Source organism: Salinispora sp. CH2A1_6 (assembly GCF_056820975.1).
Genome location: NZ_JBXEDG010000015.1, coordinates 16,529 through 32,686, shown reverse-complemented (window position 1 = coordinate 32,686; position 16,158 = coordinate 16,529). Strand labels below are relative to the sequence as shown.

Genomic DNA, 16,158 nt, shown 5'->3' with positions numbered 1-16,158 from the left:
CTTTACGTGAACGCCCGTCAGGTGCGTCTATGCGCGCGTGCGCGCGCGCAAGCCTCCGTGAAGTGCGTGACATGCAATCCGTGAATTCCTCGGATCTCTACAGAAAGTGACCTCACGCCATGTCATGGTTTCGTCTCGCTCGCCGCGGCGCGGCCTACGAATTCGGCCGGCGGCTCTGGCGCTGGTTCGCCGCTTTCGAGATCATCCGCTGGACTACGGCCCGAGTCCTACCCATCCTCGCCATCCTCACCGCCGTCGCGGCAGCTGTCTGGGTCGCGGCCCGGACCGCCGTCTGGTGGCTACCCCGACTGACCCTGCTCGCTACCCTGGCTGTCGTACTCAGCGCCGCGGTGTGGCTGGCGGGCCGCTACCGGTGGGAGCTACGCGCCAGCCTGCCCCGCACAGTCGCCGCCGCAAGCATCCTCGCCCTGGCTGGGGTGCTCGGCAGCATCGTCTACTGGCTTCGCTAATGCCCGCCATGGACCTTGAGGTATGGCTAATCGGCACACACCCCGAGCTAGACGCCGCCGCCCGCGCACTCGCCGCCATCGGCCATATCCAACAAGCCGGAAAACGAATCGCGCTCGCCGGCGGTGACACCGGCCGCCACCGCATCTACGCCCGCATCCACGTACCCACAACGCAACCACAACCCGAGCCGGTTGCCGGCGGGCGGCTGATCGACCTCGACACCGTCCGCCGACAACGCCACACCGCCTAACCCCGAAACGGCGCGCTCCGCGCGCTCACTTCCTAGATGGCCAGCACCCGCCGGGTGCTGGCCATCCTCACGCCTGCCCAGGAAGGACGCCACATGCTGCTACACGCTGCCATGGAGTACGCCGAGCGCGGCTGGCCGGTGTTCATGCTCGCCCGGTCAAAACGCCCCCTGGCCAACTGCGAACGATGCGACGACAAACGCGGCTACGACGGCCACGACCGCAACACCTGCACCTGCCTGACCTGCCACGGGTTCTACGCCGCCACCACCGACCCCGACCGCATTACCGCCATGATCTACACCGCCCCCCGGGGACAACTCGCCCTGCGCACCGGAACGGCATCCGCAACGGTGGTAGTCGACGTGGACCCGCGCCACGGTGGCCACCACAGCCTGACCGCACTCATCACCGAAGGATTCCTACCCCGCACCCGGCACGTGGTGACCGGCTCCGAGGGGCTGCACCTGTACTACCGGCATCCCGGAACACCGATCCTCTCCCGGCCGATGCCCGGTCGGCCCGGCATCGACATCAAAGCTGACGGCGGATACGTCGTGCTGCCTCCGAGCGTGCACCAACGCACCGGCCGCCCGTACCGGTGGGCCGATCCCGGCCACGACCTGATTGAGATGGCCCCCGCCCTGCTCGATGCCTGCCAAGCCGCACCGACCCGCACCGCAACCGCCACGACCAGGCCAACCCTCACGCACAAGACGGGGGCCATCTCAAGCCCTGACGCGCTACTCGCCTCCATCCTCGCCACCGTCGCCGCCGCCCCCAAGGGACGCCACCGCGTGACGCTCTACGGCGCTGCACGAGGCGTCGCCCGGATGGTCGCCGCCGGAGCCATCAGCCACCACGACGCCATCACCGCCCTGACCGACACCGGCCGCGCCGCCAAGCAAACCAACCGGGAAATCCACGGTGCCATCACCGGCGGATTCCGAGACGAAGGACTCGCCGCATGAACGGCCCGGCGTTCTTCCTCGGCACCCACCAGCCCGGCTGACTCGGCAAGGCCGCCGTGCCACTGTTCGTCTCCGACCGGCGGCTGCCTTACCTACGCCCTGCAATGGCGCACAAACGTACTCGCCGCAGCTGCGCCACGCGCTAAACCCGCCCTGTTCGACCTGGAGGCCACCGCATGACCCAACCACACCGACCCATCGAGGGGCCCGCGATCCTCGACCGCCTACACGACGCCCTCACCAAATACGTCATCCTGCCCAACCCCGAAACCATCGACGCCGCCGTGCTATGGATCGCCGCCACACACGCACAGGACGCCTGGACCCACGCACCACGCCTCGTAATCAAAGCGCCAGAAAAGCGCTGCGGGAAGTCCCGGTTTCTCGACATCGTGGCTGGTACCTGCCACCGCCCTCTAATTACGGTTAACGCCTCCACCGCGGCGATCTTCCGCTCAATTAGTGACATCGACCCACCCACAATCCTGCTCGATGAGGCAGACACGATCTTCGGCGGCAAACAGGCCGAGGCCAACGAAGATCTACGCGGCCTACTCAACGCAGGTCACCAGCGCGGCCGACCGACAATCCGTTGGAACCACCAAAGCCGCGAGCTGGAAAAGATCCCCACCTTCGCCATGGCGGCCCTAGCCGGCATCGGATCAATGCCCGACACCATCGAAGATCGCGCCGTCATCGTGAAGATGCGCCGCCGCACCGCCACTGAAAAAGTCGCCCCGTTCCGATCCAAGCGCGACGGCCCAGCCCTACGACAACTCGCATCAGACCTAACCACGTGGCTGCAACCGAACTTTGGCGAGCTGGAAAACGCCGAACCCGAAATGCCACTGGAAGACCGCGCAGCCGACACATGGGAACCACTGATCGCCGTCGCTGACCTAGCCGGTGGGACCTGGCCCGACCGCGCCCGCCACGCCGCCCACGCACTCAACGCCGCTCGCGAAGGCGACGCCGAGTACTCCGACCGACTCCGAGTACTGATCGACTGCCGCACCGTCTTCGCCGCCTACGACGCCATACCCTCCGCGGTCCTACTCGATCGGCTAAAAGCCCTACCCGAATCACCGTGGGCCGAATACAACAACGGCACCGGACTCACCGCAATGAAACTTGGCGTCCTCCTCAAGGAGTACGAGATCGCCTCAGAAAACATCACCTTCGACCCACCCACCGGCCGAGTCAAGGGCTACCACCGCACCAGCTTCGATGACGCCTGGCGCCGGTACTGCCCACCCGAGGAAAACCCCACGCCTGAGCCATACAAGCCGTACAAGCCGTACGCAGACCCCCCAAACCCCAGCTCAGACAACGTACGGCTTCTCCAGACGCGTACGGCTTAGCCGTACGCGACCCCACCAAGCCGTACGCAGCCTGAGCAGCCAAAACATAGATCGCGTACGGCTTGTACGGCTTACACCCGCCAACCAGCACCCCACCAAGCCGTACGCCCACCAAATACGCCCCAAAGCCCGGCCCACTGAGAGCCACACAGCCGCATCAACGTACCTAACCATCCGGGACGCGGCCGTATCTTGGCTCTACGGCTCTCTCAGTGGGCCACTCCACGTCTCCCTGCCGACCGACCACCATCTGCCCACCACCGCATCTACCTCCACGCCACCCCGAGGAAGGACAGCGATCGATGATTAGCCCGATCGGAGACATCGGAGACAAAAGCGCAGCCCTCTCTTCGCCGTCACTAAAACTGCTCATGTCGACAGAGGAGCTTGCCGAACTGCTCGACGTCGACCCGTCGACCATCCGCCGCTGGCGAACCTCTCTGCCGATGCACGGACCGCCGTTCATCCAGATCTCGGATCGGGTTGTGAAGTACGCGACCACCGATGTCCAGCGTTGGCTCTCAGCGCGACGCGTGATGCCGGAGGCAGCGTGATGGCCAGTCCTCAACACCCGCCGATAGGCGTACGCCTCGCGCCTGATGTGGAGTTCCGGCCCGGCCGTGAGAACCCCTACCGGGCGCGGGTCCGGTGGACTGATCCAACCACGAAGCGCCGCCTGTCCAAATCAACGAGCGTGGCTACGCCGGAGGAAGCGCAAGCCTGGATCGATGGCCTCGTGAGTGCCGCGCAAGGTGGCATCGACCCGGCCGCCGCCACGAAGCGGCTTGCGGAGTACGGCGAGGGTGTGATGACGCTGGCCCTGCGTGGGCTGGAACGCAAGACGCTCGACCCGTACCTGGCCGGGTGGCGGAAGCGGGTTGTTCCCACGCTCGGCCACATTCCGGTTCGCATGATGACCAACGGCGCGGTTGACCGCGCTGTACATAGCTGGATTGCCGACGAATGCAGCCGCTCGACGGTGAAGAACAGCCTCGCCGTTCTGGTTCGCGTGATGGAACAGGCGGTGCGGGACGGCATCATCGCTCGCAATCCCGCCCAGGTCACGGGATGGCAGCGCGAATACCAGCAAGCCGAGGACGAGTTGGACGATCCCCGCTCGCTGGCGCTCCCCGATTGGGAGGCGCTGACCGCACTCGCCGCCGCGCTGGTCGAACGGTCGGCCAACGCCTTTACCGTGTGGGCCGACGTGGTGATTTTCGCCGCCTGTACCGCCGCCCGAATAGGCGAGGTGTCGGGCGTCCGGGCCGAGGACATCAACCGGGATACGTGGATGTGGACCGTGCGAAGGCAGACCACGCCCGGCCCCGGTGGCCTGATCGACAAGGGCACCAAGGGCAAGCGCGCCCGGATGGTTCCGCTGATCGAGGAAGTGCGGCCCCTCGTGACACGCCGCCTGGAGGTGGCGACCAAACCCGACGCCCGGCTGTTCACCGGGCCGCGCGGTGGCCGCATCTCGACGGCCGTTCTCCGCGACGCAACTCGTTGGGATGAGGTGGTGACGAAGCTCGGCTACGAACACCTACGCCGACACGACCTGCGGCACACCGGGTTGACCTGGATGGCCGACGCTGGCGTGCCGGTGCACGTCCTGCGGAAAATCGCCGGACACGGGTCGCTCACCACGACCCAGCGATACCTACACCCCGACCGACAGGCGATCACGGACGCCGGCACGGCGCTCAGCGCCCACTTGAAGGCCCGCCGGTCCCCAGGTGGTCCCCAGCTACGCGCCGTCTAGATCCACCCCGACAGGCATGACCGGAATACCAAGAAGGCCGTTGACCAGGGCGTATGCTCCGGTCAACGGCCTTCTTTGCGTCTGTCGGGACGGCCGGATTCGAACCGACGACCCCTTGACCCCCAGTCAAGTGCGCTACCAAGCTGCGCCACGTCCCGATGCTCCCGCCGACTTCCCCGCGACAGCCGGTACAGCTTACCGCACGATCTTTCCGTTGCCCGTATCCACCCCTCGGTGTCAGCACCCACCCTCCCGGGCAGGCCGGGAGGGTGGGCTGAGGGTTAGCCGTGGGCCTTGCCGCGACCGCCGGGTCCGACCTTCTTGCGGGGACGGACCGAAATCTCGATCGGGCTGCCCTCGAAGCCGAACTCCTCCCGGAGTTTGCGCTCCACGAATCGCTGGTAGCCCGCGTCCAGTGGGCCGGTGGTGAACAGGACGAACCGTGGCGGCGCCGCTCCCGCCTGGGTGGCGAAGAGAATCTTCGGTGCCCGTCCCCCACGCACCGGGTGCGGGGTGGCCTGCACCAGCGCGGTGAGCCACGCGTTGAGCTGTGCTGTCGGCACCCGGGTCTCCCAGCTGGCCAGTGCCCGCCGGAGCGCCGGAGCGAGCTTGTCCACCGCGCGTCCGGTCCGGGCGGAGAGGTTCAGCCGGATGGCCCAGGGAATGCGGCGCAGTTCCCGCTCGATCTCCCGGTCCAGGTAGTACCGACGGTCGGCGTCCACCAGGTCCCACTTGTTGAAGGCGATCACCAGGGCCCGACCGGTATCGGTGACCATCGACAGGATGCGCTGGTCCTGCTCACTGATGACCTCGCTGGCGTCGAGCAGGACCACCGCGACCTCGGCGGCCTCGATCGCCGAGGCGGTACGCAGGCTCGCGTAGTACTCGGTGCCGCTGGCCTGGCCGACCCGTTTACGCAGGCCGGCGGTGTCAACAAGCTGCCAGGCCTCGCCGCCGATCTCGACCAGGCTGTCCACCGGGTCGACGGTGGTGCCGGCGACCGCGTCGACGACTGCCCGGATCTCCCCGGAGAAGCGGTTGAGGAGGCTGGACTTGCCGACGTTGGGCCGGCCGACGAGGGCGACTCGACGGGGGCCACGCGGACGATCCTCGACGATCTTGGGTGCTTCCGGTAGCCGGTCCAGGATGAGGTCGAGCAGTTCGCCGGCGCCCCGGCCGTGCAGCGCCGAAATCGGATACGGCTCCCCCAAACCGAGCGACCAGAGCGCGGATGCCTCCATTTCGATGGAGCTGTTGTCGGCCTTGTTCGCCACCAGGATCACGGGCTTGGCGCTGCGTCGCAGCATCTTCACTGCCGCCTCGTCCACGTCGGTGGCCCCCACCACCGCGTCGACCACAAACAGCACCACGTCGGCGGTGGTGATGGCCGACTCCGCCTGGGCAGCGATGGCGGCGGCACGGTCCTTCGCATCCGGTTCCCAGCCGCCGGTGTCGACGACGGCGAACTGTCGGCCGTTCCACTGCGCGTCGTATGGCACCCGGTCCCGGGTCACCCCGGGTACGTCCTCGACGACGGCCTGCCGACGCCCGATCAGTCGGTTTACCAACGTCGACTTTCCCACGTTGGGCCGGCCAACCACGGCCACCACCGGCTGCGGGGCCGTGGCCTCCTCGGCGTCGAGTTCAGGGGCGTCCCACCCCACCCAACCGGTTGGCTCGCTCATCGACCCACACCCCGCTCAGCCAGCATCTCCTGCATCCGCGCGACGACCTCGTCAATGCCGAGTTCGGTGGTGTCCAGCACCACGGCGTCCGGGGCTTGCGTCATCGGGTCGGCCTTGCGAGTTGAGTCCAACCGGTCCCGGCGGGCCAGGTCGGCGGCGGTCTGACCCGCGTCGGTGGCGTCCTCGGCGCTGCGTCGGGCTGCCCGGGCGGCCGCGGACGCGGTCAGGTAGACCTTCAGGTCAGCGTTCGGGGCTACTACCGCACCGATATCGCGCCCCTCGATCACGATCCGACCGGCGGTGGCGGCGAGGTCCCGCTGCCGGTTGACGAGCATCGAGCGGACCGCCGGTACGGCGGCCACGGCCGAGACAGCCCCGGTCACCTCGGGTCCACGGATCTCCACCTCGATGGGTACACCGTCGGCGGTCACGCCGTATCCCTCGGGATCGGTGCCGATGCCGAGCTCGGTTTCCCCGGCGACCTTGGCCACGGCCGACGGGTCGGCCAGGTCAACTCCGGAGCGGAGGACCGCCCAGGTGACCGCCCGGTACATCGCGCCGGTGTCGAGGTAGCGGGCGCCCAGGGCGATCGCGAGTCGCCGGGAAACGGTGGACTTACCCGAACCGGACGGCCCGTCCACAGCGACCACGCAGCGCCCGGTCCGTTCGTTTTCCTCCACCGCAGTCCTCCTCAGTCCGTACCTCGCGGGTCCATACCCGCGAGCGGTGTCCGCCCGCCGACAATGATGCCTGGCACGGTGCGCTCCCCTGGTGCCGCACCTCTGGGAGCGACCGCCCCTGCGCAGCGGGCCGCACGGAGCCTACCGGCTGCGGTACCCGCCACCGCCGCCGTCAGTCGCCGACGGCCTTGAACAGCGCGGCGACCTCTGCGTTGGTGAGCCGACGGGTGCGTCCGGCGCGGAGGTCGCCGAGCCGGATCGGCCCGATCGAGGTACGCACCAGCCGGGACACCGGGTGGCCGACCGCATCGAACAGGCGCCGCACGATGTGCTTGCGTCCTTCGTGCAGGGTTACCTCTACCTGGGCGGTTTTGCCCAGTGTGTCTACCACCCGGAACGCATCCACCGTCGCGGGACCGTCGGTCAGCTCGACCCCGGCGGCGAGGCGCCGGCCCAGCGACCGCGGGATCGGGCCGGACACCTCACACAGGTACGTCTTGGGCACCCCGAAGGAGGGGTGCATGAGCCGATGCGCGAGCGTGCCGTCGTTGGTGAGTAGCAGCAGGCCCTCGCTGTCCGCGTCGAGGCGTCCGACGTGGTAGACCCGCTCTTCCACCCGGTTGCCGAGGAAGTCGGCGAGGGCGGTCCGGCCCTTCTCGTCCGCCATGGTGGAGACGACGCCCCGGGGCTTGTTCATGGCGAGGTAGACCAGCCGGATGTCGGCCTGGAGGCGCTCACCGTTGACGTAGATGGTGTCGGAGGTCGGATCCGCCCGGTCACCGAGCTGGGCGACCCGGCCGTTCACTGTCACCCGCCGGCGGAAGATCAGGTCTTCGCAGGCACGTCGAGATCCGACACCGGCGGCGGCGAGCACCTTCTGGAGGCGTTCCGGGCCGGTGTAGACGGGCGCGTCGGGTTTCGGGGCGCGGTTATCGCGAGGCATCGGCGAGGTCTTCCACATCGTCGGGGAGGAACGGAGCGAGCGGCGGCAGGTCGGTGATGCTGTCCAAGCCGAGCTTCTCCAGGAACAGGGTGGTGGTCCGGTAGAGGTGGGCACCGGTTTCCGGTTCGGTGCCGCACTCCTCCACCAGCCCGCGGGAGACCAGGGTACGGATCACCCCGTCGCAGTTCACACCGCGGATGGCGGAAATCCGGGATCGGGTCACCGGCTGCTTGTAGGAGACCACGGCCAGGGTCTCCAGCGCGGCCTGGGTCAGCCGTACGGTCTGGCCGTCGAGGACGAACCGCTCCACGTACCCGGCGTACTCCGGCCGGGTGTACAGGCGCCACCCGCCGGCCGCCCGGCGCAGCTCGAAGCCGTGCCCGCGGGTGGTGTAGTCGGTGGAGATGGCGTGCAGCATCGCCCGGACCCGTTCGAGCGGCTGCTCCAGGACGTCGGCGAGGGTCGTCTCGGCGACCGGCTCGTCCACGACCAGGAGGATCGCTTCCAGGGCACCGTGTAGCTCGGCGTCGTCGAGCACCGACGCGGGGGGCGGGGCCAGCCCCCGCTGGTGGGACCGTCCCCGTTCGGGTGCCGGCTCCCGGCCAGCGCCCGCACCCGCTTCGGCACCAGCACCGGGCGGTTCGGGCGTGGGTCCTCCCCCGTCCGACGCGGCAGCGACTGCTGCCTCCGCGGCCGGTTTGGCCGTTGTCGCGCGGTGGCGTTCCCATGGTGGAATCCACGCGGCGGCCTGGTCGGCCAGGGAGTCCCCGTGTTCCTCGTCACCCATCTCGCTCGTCCTCTGTCGTAGCCGGCCGTCCGCCGGGTGGCGCCGACCCTGCCGGGTACGACCTGGTCGCCGGGAGTGGCGCTTCCGCCCCGGACCCGGAGTCGACCGGCCCAGCGCCGGTCGCGCTGGGGTCGACCGGGCCAGCCTCGTCGGATCCGGCGGCGGAGCGGTCCCCCGCGTACTCGTCGATATCCAGGTCACCCCCGCCATCGACGGGGCCGGTCCAGCGTACGGTCAGCTCTTCCAGGGCCTCCTCCTGGGCGAAGGCGACCAGCCCTTCCCGATAGAGTTCCAGCAGGGCGAGGAAGCGGGCCACCACCTCGAGGAGGGCTTCGCAGTCCGCGCAGAGCCCGGTGAACGTGGCCGTGCCGGCCCGCCGTAACCGCTCCGCGATGATCTCGGCGTGCTCCCGGACGCTGACCCGGACCTGGTGCACGTGCGCAATGGACACCTCGGGCGGCGGTTTCGGGGTGAACACCCGGACAGCCAGGTCTCGTAGCCGCTGCGGGCCGATGCCGAACACCAGGTCGGGCAGGGCCTGCGCGTACCGTGGCTCCAGCGTCACCGCCCGCGGGTACCGCCTCCCGCCGGTCTCCTCGAGCACCGCGATGTGCGCCGCCGCCTCCTTGTACGCCTTGTACTGCAGCAGCCGCGCGAAGAGCAGATCCCGGGCTTCCAGCAGGGCCAGGTCCGCCTCGTCCTCCACCTCGGCGGCGGGTAGCAACCGGGCCGCTTTGAGGTCGAGCAGAGTGGCGGCGACGAGCAGGAACTCGCTGGTCTCGTCCAGATCCCAGTGCTCACCCAGGGCCCGCAGGTAGGCGATGAACTCGTCGGTGACCTGGTGCAACGCCACCTCGGTGACGTCCAGCTTGTGCTTGCTGATCAGCTGCAGCAGCAGGTCGAACGGGCCGGTGAAGTTGGCCAACCGAACGGTGAAACCGCTGGTCTCCTCCCCACCGCTGGCGGTGTCGCTGGCCCGGGCGGGCGTGGGCTGGTCGAGGGGCGGTGCGGTCACCGGCACACCGTAGTCCACCACCTGGGCGCCCTACCTTCGGTCTACCGCTCCGCCTGGGCGGCGATCACCTCGCGGGCGAGTTGCCGGTAGTTACGCGCGCCGGAGGAGGCCGGGTCGAGGGTGGTGATCGGCGCCCCGGCGACGGTGGACTCGGGGAACTTCACGGTCTTGGTGATCACCGTCTGGTAGACCTTGTCGCCGAAAGCCTCCACCACCCGCTGCAGCACCTGGCGGCAGTGGGTGGTGCGGCTGTCGTACATGGTGGCGAGGATGCCTTCGAGCTCCAGGTCGAAATTGAGTCGCTCGCGAACCTTGTCGATTGTGTCCAGCAGCAGGGCCACCCCACGGAGGCTGAAGAACTCGCACTCCAGCGGGATGAGCACGCCGTGGGAGACGGTCAGCGCGTTGATCGCCAGTAGGCCCAGGGAGGGCTGGCAGTCAATCAGGATGAAGTCGTATTCCTTACGGATGCTCTTCAGCACCCGCGCCAGCGCCATCTCCCGGGCGACCTCGTTGACCAGTTGGATCTCGGCAGCGGAGAGGTCGATATTGGCCGGCAGCAGGTGCAGTCCCGCCACATCGGTCTTGATCAGCACATCGTCGCAGGTGACGTCGTCCTGCATGAGGAGGTTGTAGACCGACAGGTCGAGGTTGTGCGGGTTGACTCCCAGACCGACCGAGAGGGCACCTTGCGGGTCGAAGTCGACCAGCAGCACCCGGCGGCCGTATTCGGCCAGCGCGGCGCCCAGGTTGATGGTCGTGGTGGTCTTGCCGACACCGCCCTTCTGGTTCGCCATCGCGATGATGCGGGCGGGGCCGTGCCGATCTGTCGGCATCGGTTCGGGGATCGGCTTCCGCGTCGTGTACGCGGCCGGATCTGCGGGACCCAGGTCAGCGCCGAGTGTGGACTGCTGCTCGCGGAGCTCCGACGTCCAGGTCTCGGCACGGCCACCGTCGCCAACCATGTCTTCGTTGCCCCCTCCCGACGACCACACCGGCGTCGGAGCCGACCGACGTCCTTCGCGACGCCGTCGCGAATCCTGGCCGCGTCACTTCCGCCAGGTCCGCGCCGAACCTGACTGTACGCCACCGGCGAGCAGGCCGCTCAGCACCGGTCCGGCGTGTCACACCCATCAACCGCGCGCCCGCGGATGGGCTGTCGCGTACACCTCACGTAGCCGTTCGACGGTGACCAGCGTGTACACCTGGGTGGTGGTGACCGAGGCGTGGCCGAGAAGTTCCTGGACCACGCGTACGTCGGCGCCACCGTCGAGCAGGTGGGTGGCGTAGGAGTGACGCAGCGTGTGTGGGGATACCGCCTGCGGCCCGGCATCCGGCAGGCCGGCCCGCCGGGCGGCACCGCGCAGGATGGCCCAGGCGCCCTGCCGGGACAGCGGGCCGCCGCGGGAGTTGAGGAAGACCGCCGGGGTTCCTCGGCCGGCGGCGGCGAGACCGGGCCGGGCACGCACCAGGTAGGCGTGCAGCGCGGCCACGGCGTACCCGCCGATCGGGACGACTCGGTTCCGCCCGCCCTTGCCCCGCAGCAGCACCGCGCCAGCGTCGGTGTCGAGGTCGTCAACGGCCGCGCCGACCGCCTCGGAGATCCGCGCGCCAGTGCCGTACAGGAACTCCAGCAGCGCCCGGTCACGCAGCCCGAGTGGCGCCTGCGCGCCGGCGGTCGAGACCGGTCCGGCCGCCTCCAGCAGTTGGATCACGTCGGAGACGGGAAGCGCCCGGGGCAGCCGGCGGGGCGGCGCGGGTGGGCGGACCTCACGGCTCGGGTCGGCACCGGTCAGGCCCTCGCGCAGCGCGAAGCGGTGCAGTCCGCGTACGGCGCTGACGGCTCGCGCCGCGGAGGAGGCCGCGAGGGGCGGGCGTTCTTCGTCCCCGACGCGTAGCCGGGCCAGGTGGGCTTCCACCTGGCCCGGGGCGACCGACGCCAGGTCGGTCACCCCGCTCGACGCGAGGGTGTCGAGGTAGCGGGCCAGGTCCCGCCGGTACGAGGCGAGGGTGTTCGCCGCGAGTCCCCGCTCAACGGCGAGGAAGTCCAGGTAGCCGCGGACGGCGCGGCGTAGGGCCGGCGCGGGATCTGGTCCGGCCTCGGCCGCCATGGTTGCCTCGCCGCCGGTCAGGCCAGCACCTCGGCCAGCGGCAGGGTGGCCATGCCGTGCGCGTCGGCGACCGGCCCGTAGACGACCTGGCCGTCGTGGGTGTTCAGACCCAGCGCGAGGGCGGCGTCCCGACGCAGCGCCTCCCGCCAACCGAAGTTGGCCAGTTCCAGGGCGTACGGCAGGGTCACGTTGGTCAGCGCGTAGGTGCTGGTGTGCGGCACCGCCCCGGGCATGTTCGCCACGCAGTAGAAGACGGAGTTGTGCACCGGGTACGTCGGTTCGGCGTGGGTGGTGGGGCGCGAGTCCTCGAAGCAGCCCCCCTGATCGATGGAGATGTCGACCAGGAGGCTGCCCGGTTTCATCCGGGCGATCAGCTCGTTCGAGATCAGGGTCGGTGCCTTGGCACCGGGCACCAGCACCGCGCCGATGACCAGGTCCGCGTCAACCACTGCCCGCTCGATCTCGTACGCGTTGGAGGCGACCGTCTGCAGGTGCCCCCGGTAGATCGCGTCGGCCTGACGGAGCCGGGCCACGTTCTTGTCCAGCAGCAGCACCTCGGCCTGGAGGCCGAGCGCGATCGCGGCGGCGTTCATCCCGGAGACGCCGGCACCGATCACCACGGTCTTCGCCGCGTACACGCCGGAGACGCCGCCCATCAGTACGCCGCGTCCACCGCCCTGGGCCTGTAGGTGGTAGGCGCCGACCTGCGGGGCGAGCCGCCCGGCCACCTCGGACATCGGGGCGAGCAGGGGCAGCGACTGGTCGGGCAGTTCGACGGTCTCGTACGCGATGGCGGTGACCCCGCGGTCCAGCAGCGCGTCGGTGCACTCCTTGGAGGCGGCCAGGTGCAGGTAGGTGAAGAGGACCTGGCCCGGCCGCATCCGGTGGTACTCCTCCGCGACCGGCTCCTTGACCTTGAGTACCAGCTCGGCGGTCTCCCACACCTCGTCCGCGGTGGGGATGATCGTGGCGCCGGCGGCGGCGAAGTCCTCGTCGCTGGTGCTGGAGCCGACGCCGGCGCCGGACTCGATGAAGACCTGATGGCCGGCGCGGACGAACTCGTTGACGCCGGCGGGCGTGATCGCCACTCGGTACTCGTGATTCTTGATCTCACGTGGGATGCCGACCTTCACGGTGCAGACCCCCTCCTCCAGGGCTACTCGCCCCGGCTACGCGGCGTCACAGCGGCTCCGTTGCCGCGGTGCTCAGGTCCCGCCGGCGGCAGTCTAGGCCGGAGTTGGCCGTCCGGGAGCCAGCACTGTGACATGTCGTCGGCGCTCCCGCTGACGATGTGTCAAGCGGATCTTGGTGACCGCCCGGTGCGCGGCGGGCTACTCCGCTGTTGGGACCAGATTCGCCACTTCTCGCCGGACCTACTGATCCCCCGTTCAGACAGCTGACGTGGATCATTATTGTGTCCCCTCGTGACTACTCCTTTTACCCACCCGGCTGGTGGGTCCGATAAGAGCAAAATCGTCGCGGGCGTCCTGCAGATCGTGCTCGGCAGCTTCGGCGTCGGCCGGTTCTACATGGGCCACACCAAGATCGGCGTACTCCAGCTCATCGTCACCCTGGTGACGTGCGGCATCGGCGGCATCTGGGGCATCGTTGACGGCGTCCTGATCCTGGTCAAGGGTGGTGTTGACGGCCAAGGCCGGCCGCTGCGGGACTGACCCGGTTTCACCGGATATGTGAAAGGGGGGCCGCGCGCGGCCCCCCTTTCACATATCCGCCTTCAGCGTGGCAGCGGTGTTCCGGCCGGCCGCAGCGCCGTCCAGCCCCCGTCTCGGGCGCGAGCGGCGGCGAGCAGCCCGGCCACTGTCGCGGCGTTGGTGATCTCCCCTGCCAGCACCATCTCCACCGCCTCGTCCAGGGCAACCCGGACGAGCTGAAGATCGGCTTCCTCCTCGGCCCGGCCGTGCCGCCGACCGACCGGCACCTCGGTGAGGTCACGGGCCAAGAACACCCGGACCAGTTCATTGGTGAACCCCGGTGAGCTGTGCACGTCGACCAGGACATCGAGCCGACCCGCGTTCAGGTCAGCCTCCTCGGCCAGCTCCCGGCCGGCGGCAGCGGCCGGGTCCTCGCCCGCGATGTCCAACAGGCCGGCCGGCAGCTCCCACAGGTGCCGGCCGACCGGGTGCCGATACTGCCGGATCAGCACCACCCGACCCGCCTCGTCCAGGGCCACCACCGATACCGCGCCCGGGTGTCGGGCACAGTCCCGTAGGGCGGTGCCGCCACCGGGCATGGTCACCTCGTCGGTGACCACATCGAAGATCCGACCCCGGTACCGCTCGACGCGCGAACGCACCTGGTAACGGTGACCGGCCGTGCTCACGAGGCCGACGCCGCCGGTGCCGTGGAGGCCCCACCGTTACTGGCGGCGTTCGCCTCCGCCGCCCCGTCCAGGTCGACCGGGAGCTGATCAGCCTGCGAGTACGCGAGGGCCGCCGCCACGAAGGACGCGAACAGCGGGTGCGGGCGGGTCGGGCGGCTCTTCAGCTCCGGGTGCGCCTGGGTGGCCACGAAGAACGGGTGCAGGTCGCGGTCCAGTTCGACGAATTCGACCAGCCGGCCGTCCGGCGAGGTCCCCGAGATGTGCAGGCCCGCCTTGGTGAGCACGTCACGGTAGGCGTTGTTCACCTCGAACCGGTGCCGGTGCCGCTCGCTGACCTCGGTGCTGCCGTACGCCTCGGCGACGATCGACCCCTCGGTGAGCACCGCCGGCCATGCCCCGAGCCGCATGGTGCCGCCGAGGTCGCCCCGGCCCGCGACGATGTCCTCCTGGTCGGCCATGGTGGCGATGACCGGATGGGTGGCTTCCCCGTCGAACTCCAACGAGTTCGCACCGTCCAGCCCCGCGAGGTGCCGGGCCACCTCAATGGTCATGCACTGGAGGCCGAGGCAGAGGCCGAGCAGTGGAACGCCGTTCTCCCGGGCATGCCGGACGGCGCCGACCTTGCCCTCGATGCCGCGGACGCCGAACCCACCCGGGATGACGACACCGTCAACCCCGGCCAGGGCGGCCGCGGCGCCGGCCGAGGTGACACATTCGTCGCTGGGCACCCACTTCAGCCGTACCCGGGCTCGGTGCCCGAAGCCGGCGGCTCGGATCGCCTCACTCACCGACAGGTACGCGTCGGGCAGGTCAACATACTTGCCCACGAGGGCGACGGTGATCGTGTGTCGGGGCTGGTGCACCCGCTCCAACAGGTCGTCCCAGCGGGCCCAGGCCACGTCCCGGAAGGAGAGGCCGAGCCGACGCACCACGTACGCGTCAAGACCCTCCCGGTGCAGCACCTTCGGGATGTCGTAGATGCTGGGCGCGTCTGCGGCGGCGGTGACCGCCTCGAGGTCCACGTCGCAGTAGAGGGCGAGCTTCTGCTTGACCTTGTCCGGGATCTCCCGGTCGCAGCGCAGCACCAGTGCGTCCGGCTGGATACCGATGCTGCGCAGCTGCGCGACCGAGTGCTGGGTGGGCTTGGTCTTCAGCTCGCCCGACGGCGCCAGGTAGGGCACCAGCGAGACGTGCAGATAGAAGCAGTTGTCCCGGCCCAGATCGTGGCGGATCTGCCGGATCGCCTCCAGGAACGGCAGCGACTCGATGTCGCCGACGGTCCCGCCGACCTCGGTGATGACGACGTCCGGCACCTGGCCCTCGCCGTCAGGTTCGGCCATCCCGAGCACCCGCGACTTGATTTCGTTGGTGATGTGCGGGATGACCTGGACGGTATCCCCCAGGTACTCGCCGCGCCGCTCCTTGGCGATCACGTCCGAGTAGATCTGCCCGGTGGTGACGTTGGCCTTCCCGGACAGGTCTCGGTCGAGGAACCGCTCGTAGTGACCGACATCGAGATCGGTCTCGGCACCGTCCTCGGTGATGAAGACCTCACCGTGCTGGAACGGGTTCATCGTCCCCGGGTCCACGTTGAGGTAGGGGTCGAGCTTCTGCATCACCACACGCATGCCACGCGCGGTGAGCAGGCTACCGAGGCTGGAGGCAGTCAGGCCTTTACCCAACGAGGAGGCCACGCCTCCGGTGACGAAAATATGCCTGGTCGTCCGTGCTGAAGGGGCCAAGGCCTGCTCCCGTGTCGTCTGTCGCGGTCGTGCAGACCGCCGTG

17 protein-coding genes and 1 tRNA gene are annotated in these 16,158 nt (G+C 69.1%); 7 read left to right on the top strand and 11 right to left on the bottom strand.

What is annotated here, in order from left to right; translation table 11 throughout:
• The first annotated feature begins 119 nt into the window (after positions 1–119).
• The 6 genes from AC1UKG_RS20625 (at position 120) to AC1UKG_RS20600 (ending at position 4,810) form a co-directional block, all read left to right on the top strand.
• A complete protein-coding gene (locus AC1UKG_RS20625) occupies positions 120–470 on the top strand; it encodes a hypothetical protein (protein ID WP_482641689.1) in 351 nt (116 codons plus the stop codon).
• An 8-nt stretch (positions 471–478) separates the two neighbouring features.
• Positions 479–721 (top strand): hypothetical protein, encoded by a 243-nt coding sequence (locus tag AC1UKG_RS20620; protein WP_482641688.1) that lies wholly within the window; start codon positions 479–481, stop codon positions 719–721.
• Positions 722–757: 36 nt separating this feature from the next.
• On the top strand, positions 758–1,690 hold the full coding sequence (locus tag AC1UKG_RS20615; protein WP_482641687.1) for a bifunctional DNA primase/polymerase: 933 nt from the start codon (positions 758–760) through the stop codon (positions 1,688–1,690).
• Between the two features lie 176 nt (positions 1,691–1,866).
• Positions 1,867–3,051: a DUF3631 domain-containing protein gene (locus tag AC1UKG_RS20610; protein ID WP_482641686.1), complete on the top strand. Its 1,185-nt coding sequence runs from the start codon at positions 1,867–1,869 to the stop codon at positions 3,049–3,051.
• A 302-nt stretch (positions 3,052–3,353) separates the two neighbouring features.
• Positions 3,354–3,605, top strand: a complete 252-nt coding sequence (locus AC1UKG_RS20605; RefSeq protein WP_482641685.1) for a helix-turn-helix transcriptional regulator — start codon at positions 3,354–3,356, stop codon at positions 3,603–3,605.
• Positions 3,605–4,810 (top strand): tyrosine-type recombinase/integrase, encoded by a 1,206-nt coding sequence (locus AC1UKG_RS20600; protein WP_482641684.1) that lies wholly within the window; start codon positions 3,605–3,607, stop codon positions 4,808–4,810. The genes AC1UKG_RS20605 and AC1UKG_RS20600 overlap by 1 nt, the downstream gene beginning before the upstream one ends.
• 84 nt (positions 4,811–4,894) lie before the next feature.
• Here AC1UKG_RS20600 and AC1UKG_RS20595 read toward each other — a convergent pair.
• From AC1UKG_RS20595 to ald, 9 genes are all read right to left on the bottom strand, one after another.
• A tRNA-Pro gene (locus tag AC1UKG_RS20595) sits at positions 4,895–4,968 on the bottom strand.
• Positions 4,969–5,091: 123 nt separating this feature from the next.
• Positions 5,092–6,495, bottom strand: coding sequence for a ribosome biogenesis GTPase Der (der, locus tag AC1UKG_RS20590; protein ID WP_018815342.1), 1,404 nt, complete (start codon positions 6,493–6,495; stop codon positions 5,092–5,094).
• Positions 6,492–7,175 carry a (d)CMP kinase gene (gene cmk, locus AC1UKG_RS20585; RefSeq protein ID WP_018745036.1) on the bottom strand — a complete coding sequence of 228 codons (684 nt, stop codon included), beginning with the start codon at positions 7,173–7,175 and terminating at the stop codon, positions 6,492–6,494. The genes der and cmk overlap by 4 nt, the downstream gene beginning before the upstream one ends.
• Positions 7,176–7,347: 172 nt before the next feature.
• Complete coding sequence (locus tag AC1UKG_RS20580; protein ID WP_018815343.1) at positions 7,348–8,118, bottom strand: pseudouridine synthase; 771 nt, start codon at positions 8,116–8,118, stop codon at positions 7,348–7,350.
• Positions 8,105–8,905: an SMC-Scp complex subunit ScpB gene (scpB, locus tag AC1UKG_RS20575; RefSeq protein WP_018815344.1), complete on the bottom strand. Its 801-nt coding sequence runs from the start codon at positions 8,903–8,905 to the stop codon at positions 8,105–8,107. The genes AC1UKG_RS20580 and scpB overlap by 14 nt, the downstream gene beginning before the upstream one ends.
• A complete protein-coding gene (locus AC1UKG_RS20570) occupies positions 8,898–9,941 on the bottom strand; it encodes a segregation and condensation protein A (RefSeq protein WP_482641683.1) in 1,044 nt (347 codons plus the stop codon). Before AC1UKG_RS20570 ends, scpB begins: the two co-directional genes overlap by 8 nt.
• Before the next feature lie 20 nt (positions 9,942–9,961).
• Entirely contained in the window at positions 9,962–10,885 is a 924-nt protein-coding gene (locus AC1UKG_RS20565; RefSeq protein ID WP_018745032.1) for a ParA family protein, read from the bottom strand.
• Between the two features lie 168 nt (positions 10,886–11,053).
• Positions 11,054–12,031, bottom strand: a complete 978-nt coding sequence (locus AC1UKG_RS20560; RefSeq protein WP_475889149.1) for a tyrosine recombinase — start codon at positions 12,029–12,031, stop codon at positions 11,054–11,056.
• A 17-nt stretch (positions 12,032–12,048) separates the two neighbouring features.
• Complete coding sequence (ald, locus tag AC1UKG_RS20555; RefSeq protein ID WP_018745030.1) at positions 12,049–13,164, bottom strand: alanine dehydrogenase; 1,116 nt, start codon at positions 13,162–13,164, stop codon at positions 12,049–12,051.
• Positions 13,165–13,455: 291 nt separating this feature from the next.
• Between ald and AC1UKG_RS20550 the strand changes: the two genes are divergently transcribed.
• Positions 13,456–13,704, top strand: a complete 249-nt coding sequence (locus tag AC1UKG_RS20550; RefSeq protein ID WP_482641682.1) for a TM2 domain-containing protein — start codon at positions 13,456–13,458, stop codon at positions 13,702–13,704.
• Between the two features lie 62 nt (positions 13,705–13,766).
• On the opposite strand, the gene AC1UKG_RS20545 is transcribed toward AC1UKG_RS20550, so the two are convergent.
• Together AC1UKG_RS20545 and AC1UKG_RS20540 are read right to left on the bottom strand one after the other, a co-directional pair.
• On the bottom strand, positions 13,767–14,372 hold the full coding sequence (locus AC1UKG_RS20545) for an NUDIX domain-containing protein (RefSeq protein ID WP_482641681.1): 606 nt from the start codon (positions 14,370–14,372) through the stop codon (positions 13,767–13,769).
• Positions 14,369–16,114, bottom strand: a complete 1,746-nt coding sequence (locus AC1UKG_RS20540) for a CTP synthase (RefSeq protein WP_026271720.1) — start codon at positions 16,112–16,114, stop codon at positions 14,369–14,371. The genes AC1UKG_RS20545 and AC1UKG_RS20540 overlap by 4 nt, the downstream gene beginning before the upstream one ends.
• Positions 16,115–16,158: the final 44 nt, after the last annotated feature.

Excerpts from the sequence above, each read along its gene's own strand:
- AC1UKG_RS20610 (WP_482641686.1), top strand. The coding sequence starts at position 1,867 with ATGACCCAACCACACCGACCCATCGAGGGGCCCGCGATCCTCGACCGC.
- AC1UKG_RS20615 (WP_482641687.1), top strand. The coding sequence starts at position 758 with ATGGCCAGCACCCGCCGGGTGCTGGCCATCCTCACGCCTGCCCAGGAA.
- AC1UKG_RS20565 (WP_018745032.1), bottom strand. The coding sequence starts at position 10,885 with ATGGTTGGCGACGGTGGCCGTGCCGAGACCTGGACGTCGGAGCTCCGC.
- AC1UKG_RS20560 (WP_475889149.1), bottom strand. The coding sequence starts at position 12,031 with ATGGCGGCCGAGGCCGGACCAGATCCCGCGCCGGCCCTACGCCGCGCC.
- scpB (WP_018815344.1), bottom strand. The coding sequence starts at position 8,905 with ATGGGTGACGAGGAACACGGGGACTCCCTGGCCGACCAGGCCGCCGCG.
- AC1UKG_RS20620 (WP_482641688.1), top strand. The coding sequence starts at position 479 with ATGGACCTTGAGGTATGGCTAATCGGCACACACCCCGAGCTAGACGCC.
- AC1UKG_RS20605 (WP_482641685.1), top strand. The coding sequence starts at position 3,354 with ATGATTAGCCCGATCGGAGACATCGGAGACAAAAGCGCAGCCCTCTCT.
- der (WP_018815342.1), bottom strand. The coding sequence starts at position 6,495 with ATGAGCGAGCCAACCGGTTGGGTGGGGTGGGACGCCCCTGAACTCGAC.
- AC1UKG_RS20600 (WP_482641684.1), top strand. The coding sequence starts at position 3,605 with ATGGCCAGTCCTCAACACCCGCCGATAGGCGTACGCCTCGCGCCTGAT.
- AC1UKG_RS20625 (WP_482641689.1), top strand. The coding sequence starts at position 120 with ATGTCATGGTTTCGTCTCGCTCGCCGCGGCGCGGCCTACGAATTCGGC.
- AC1UKG_RS20580 (WP_018815343.1), bottom strand. The coding sequence starts at position 8,118 with ATGCCTCGCGATAACCGCGCCCCGAAACCCGACGCGCCCGTCTACACC.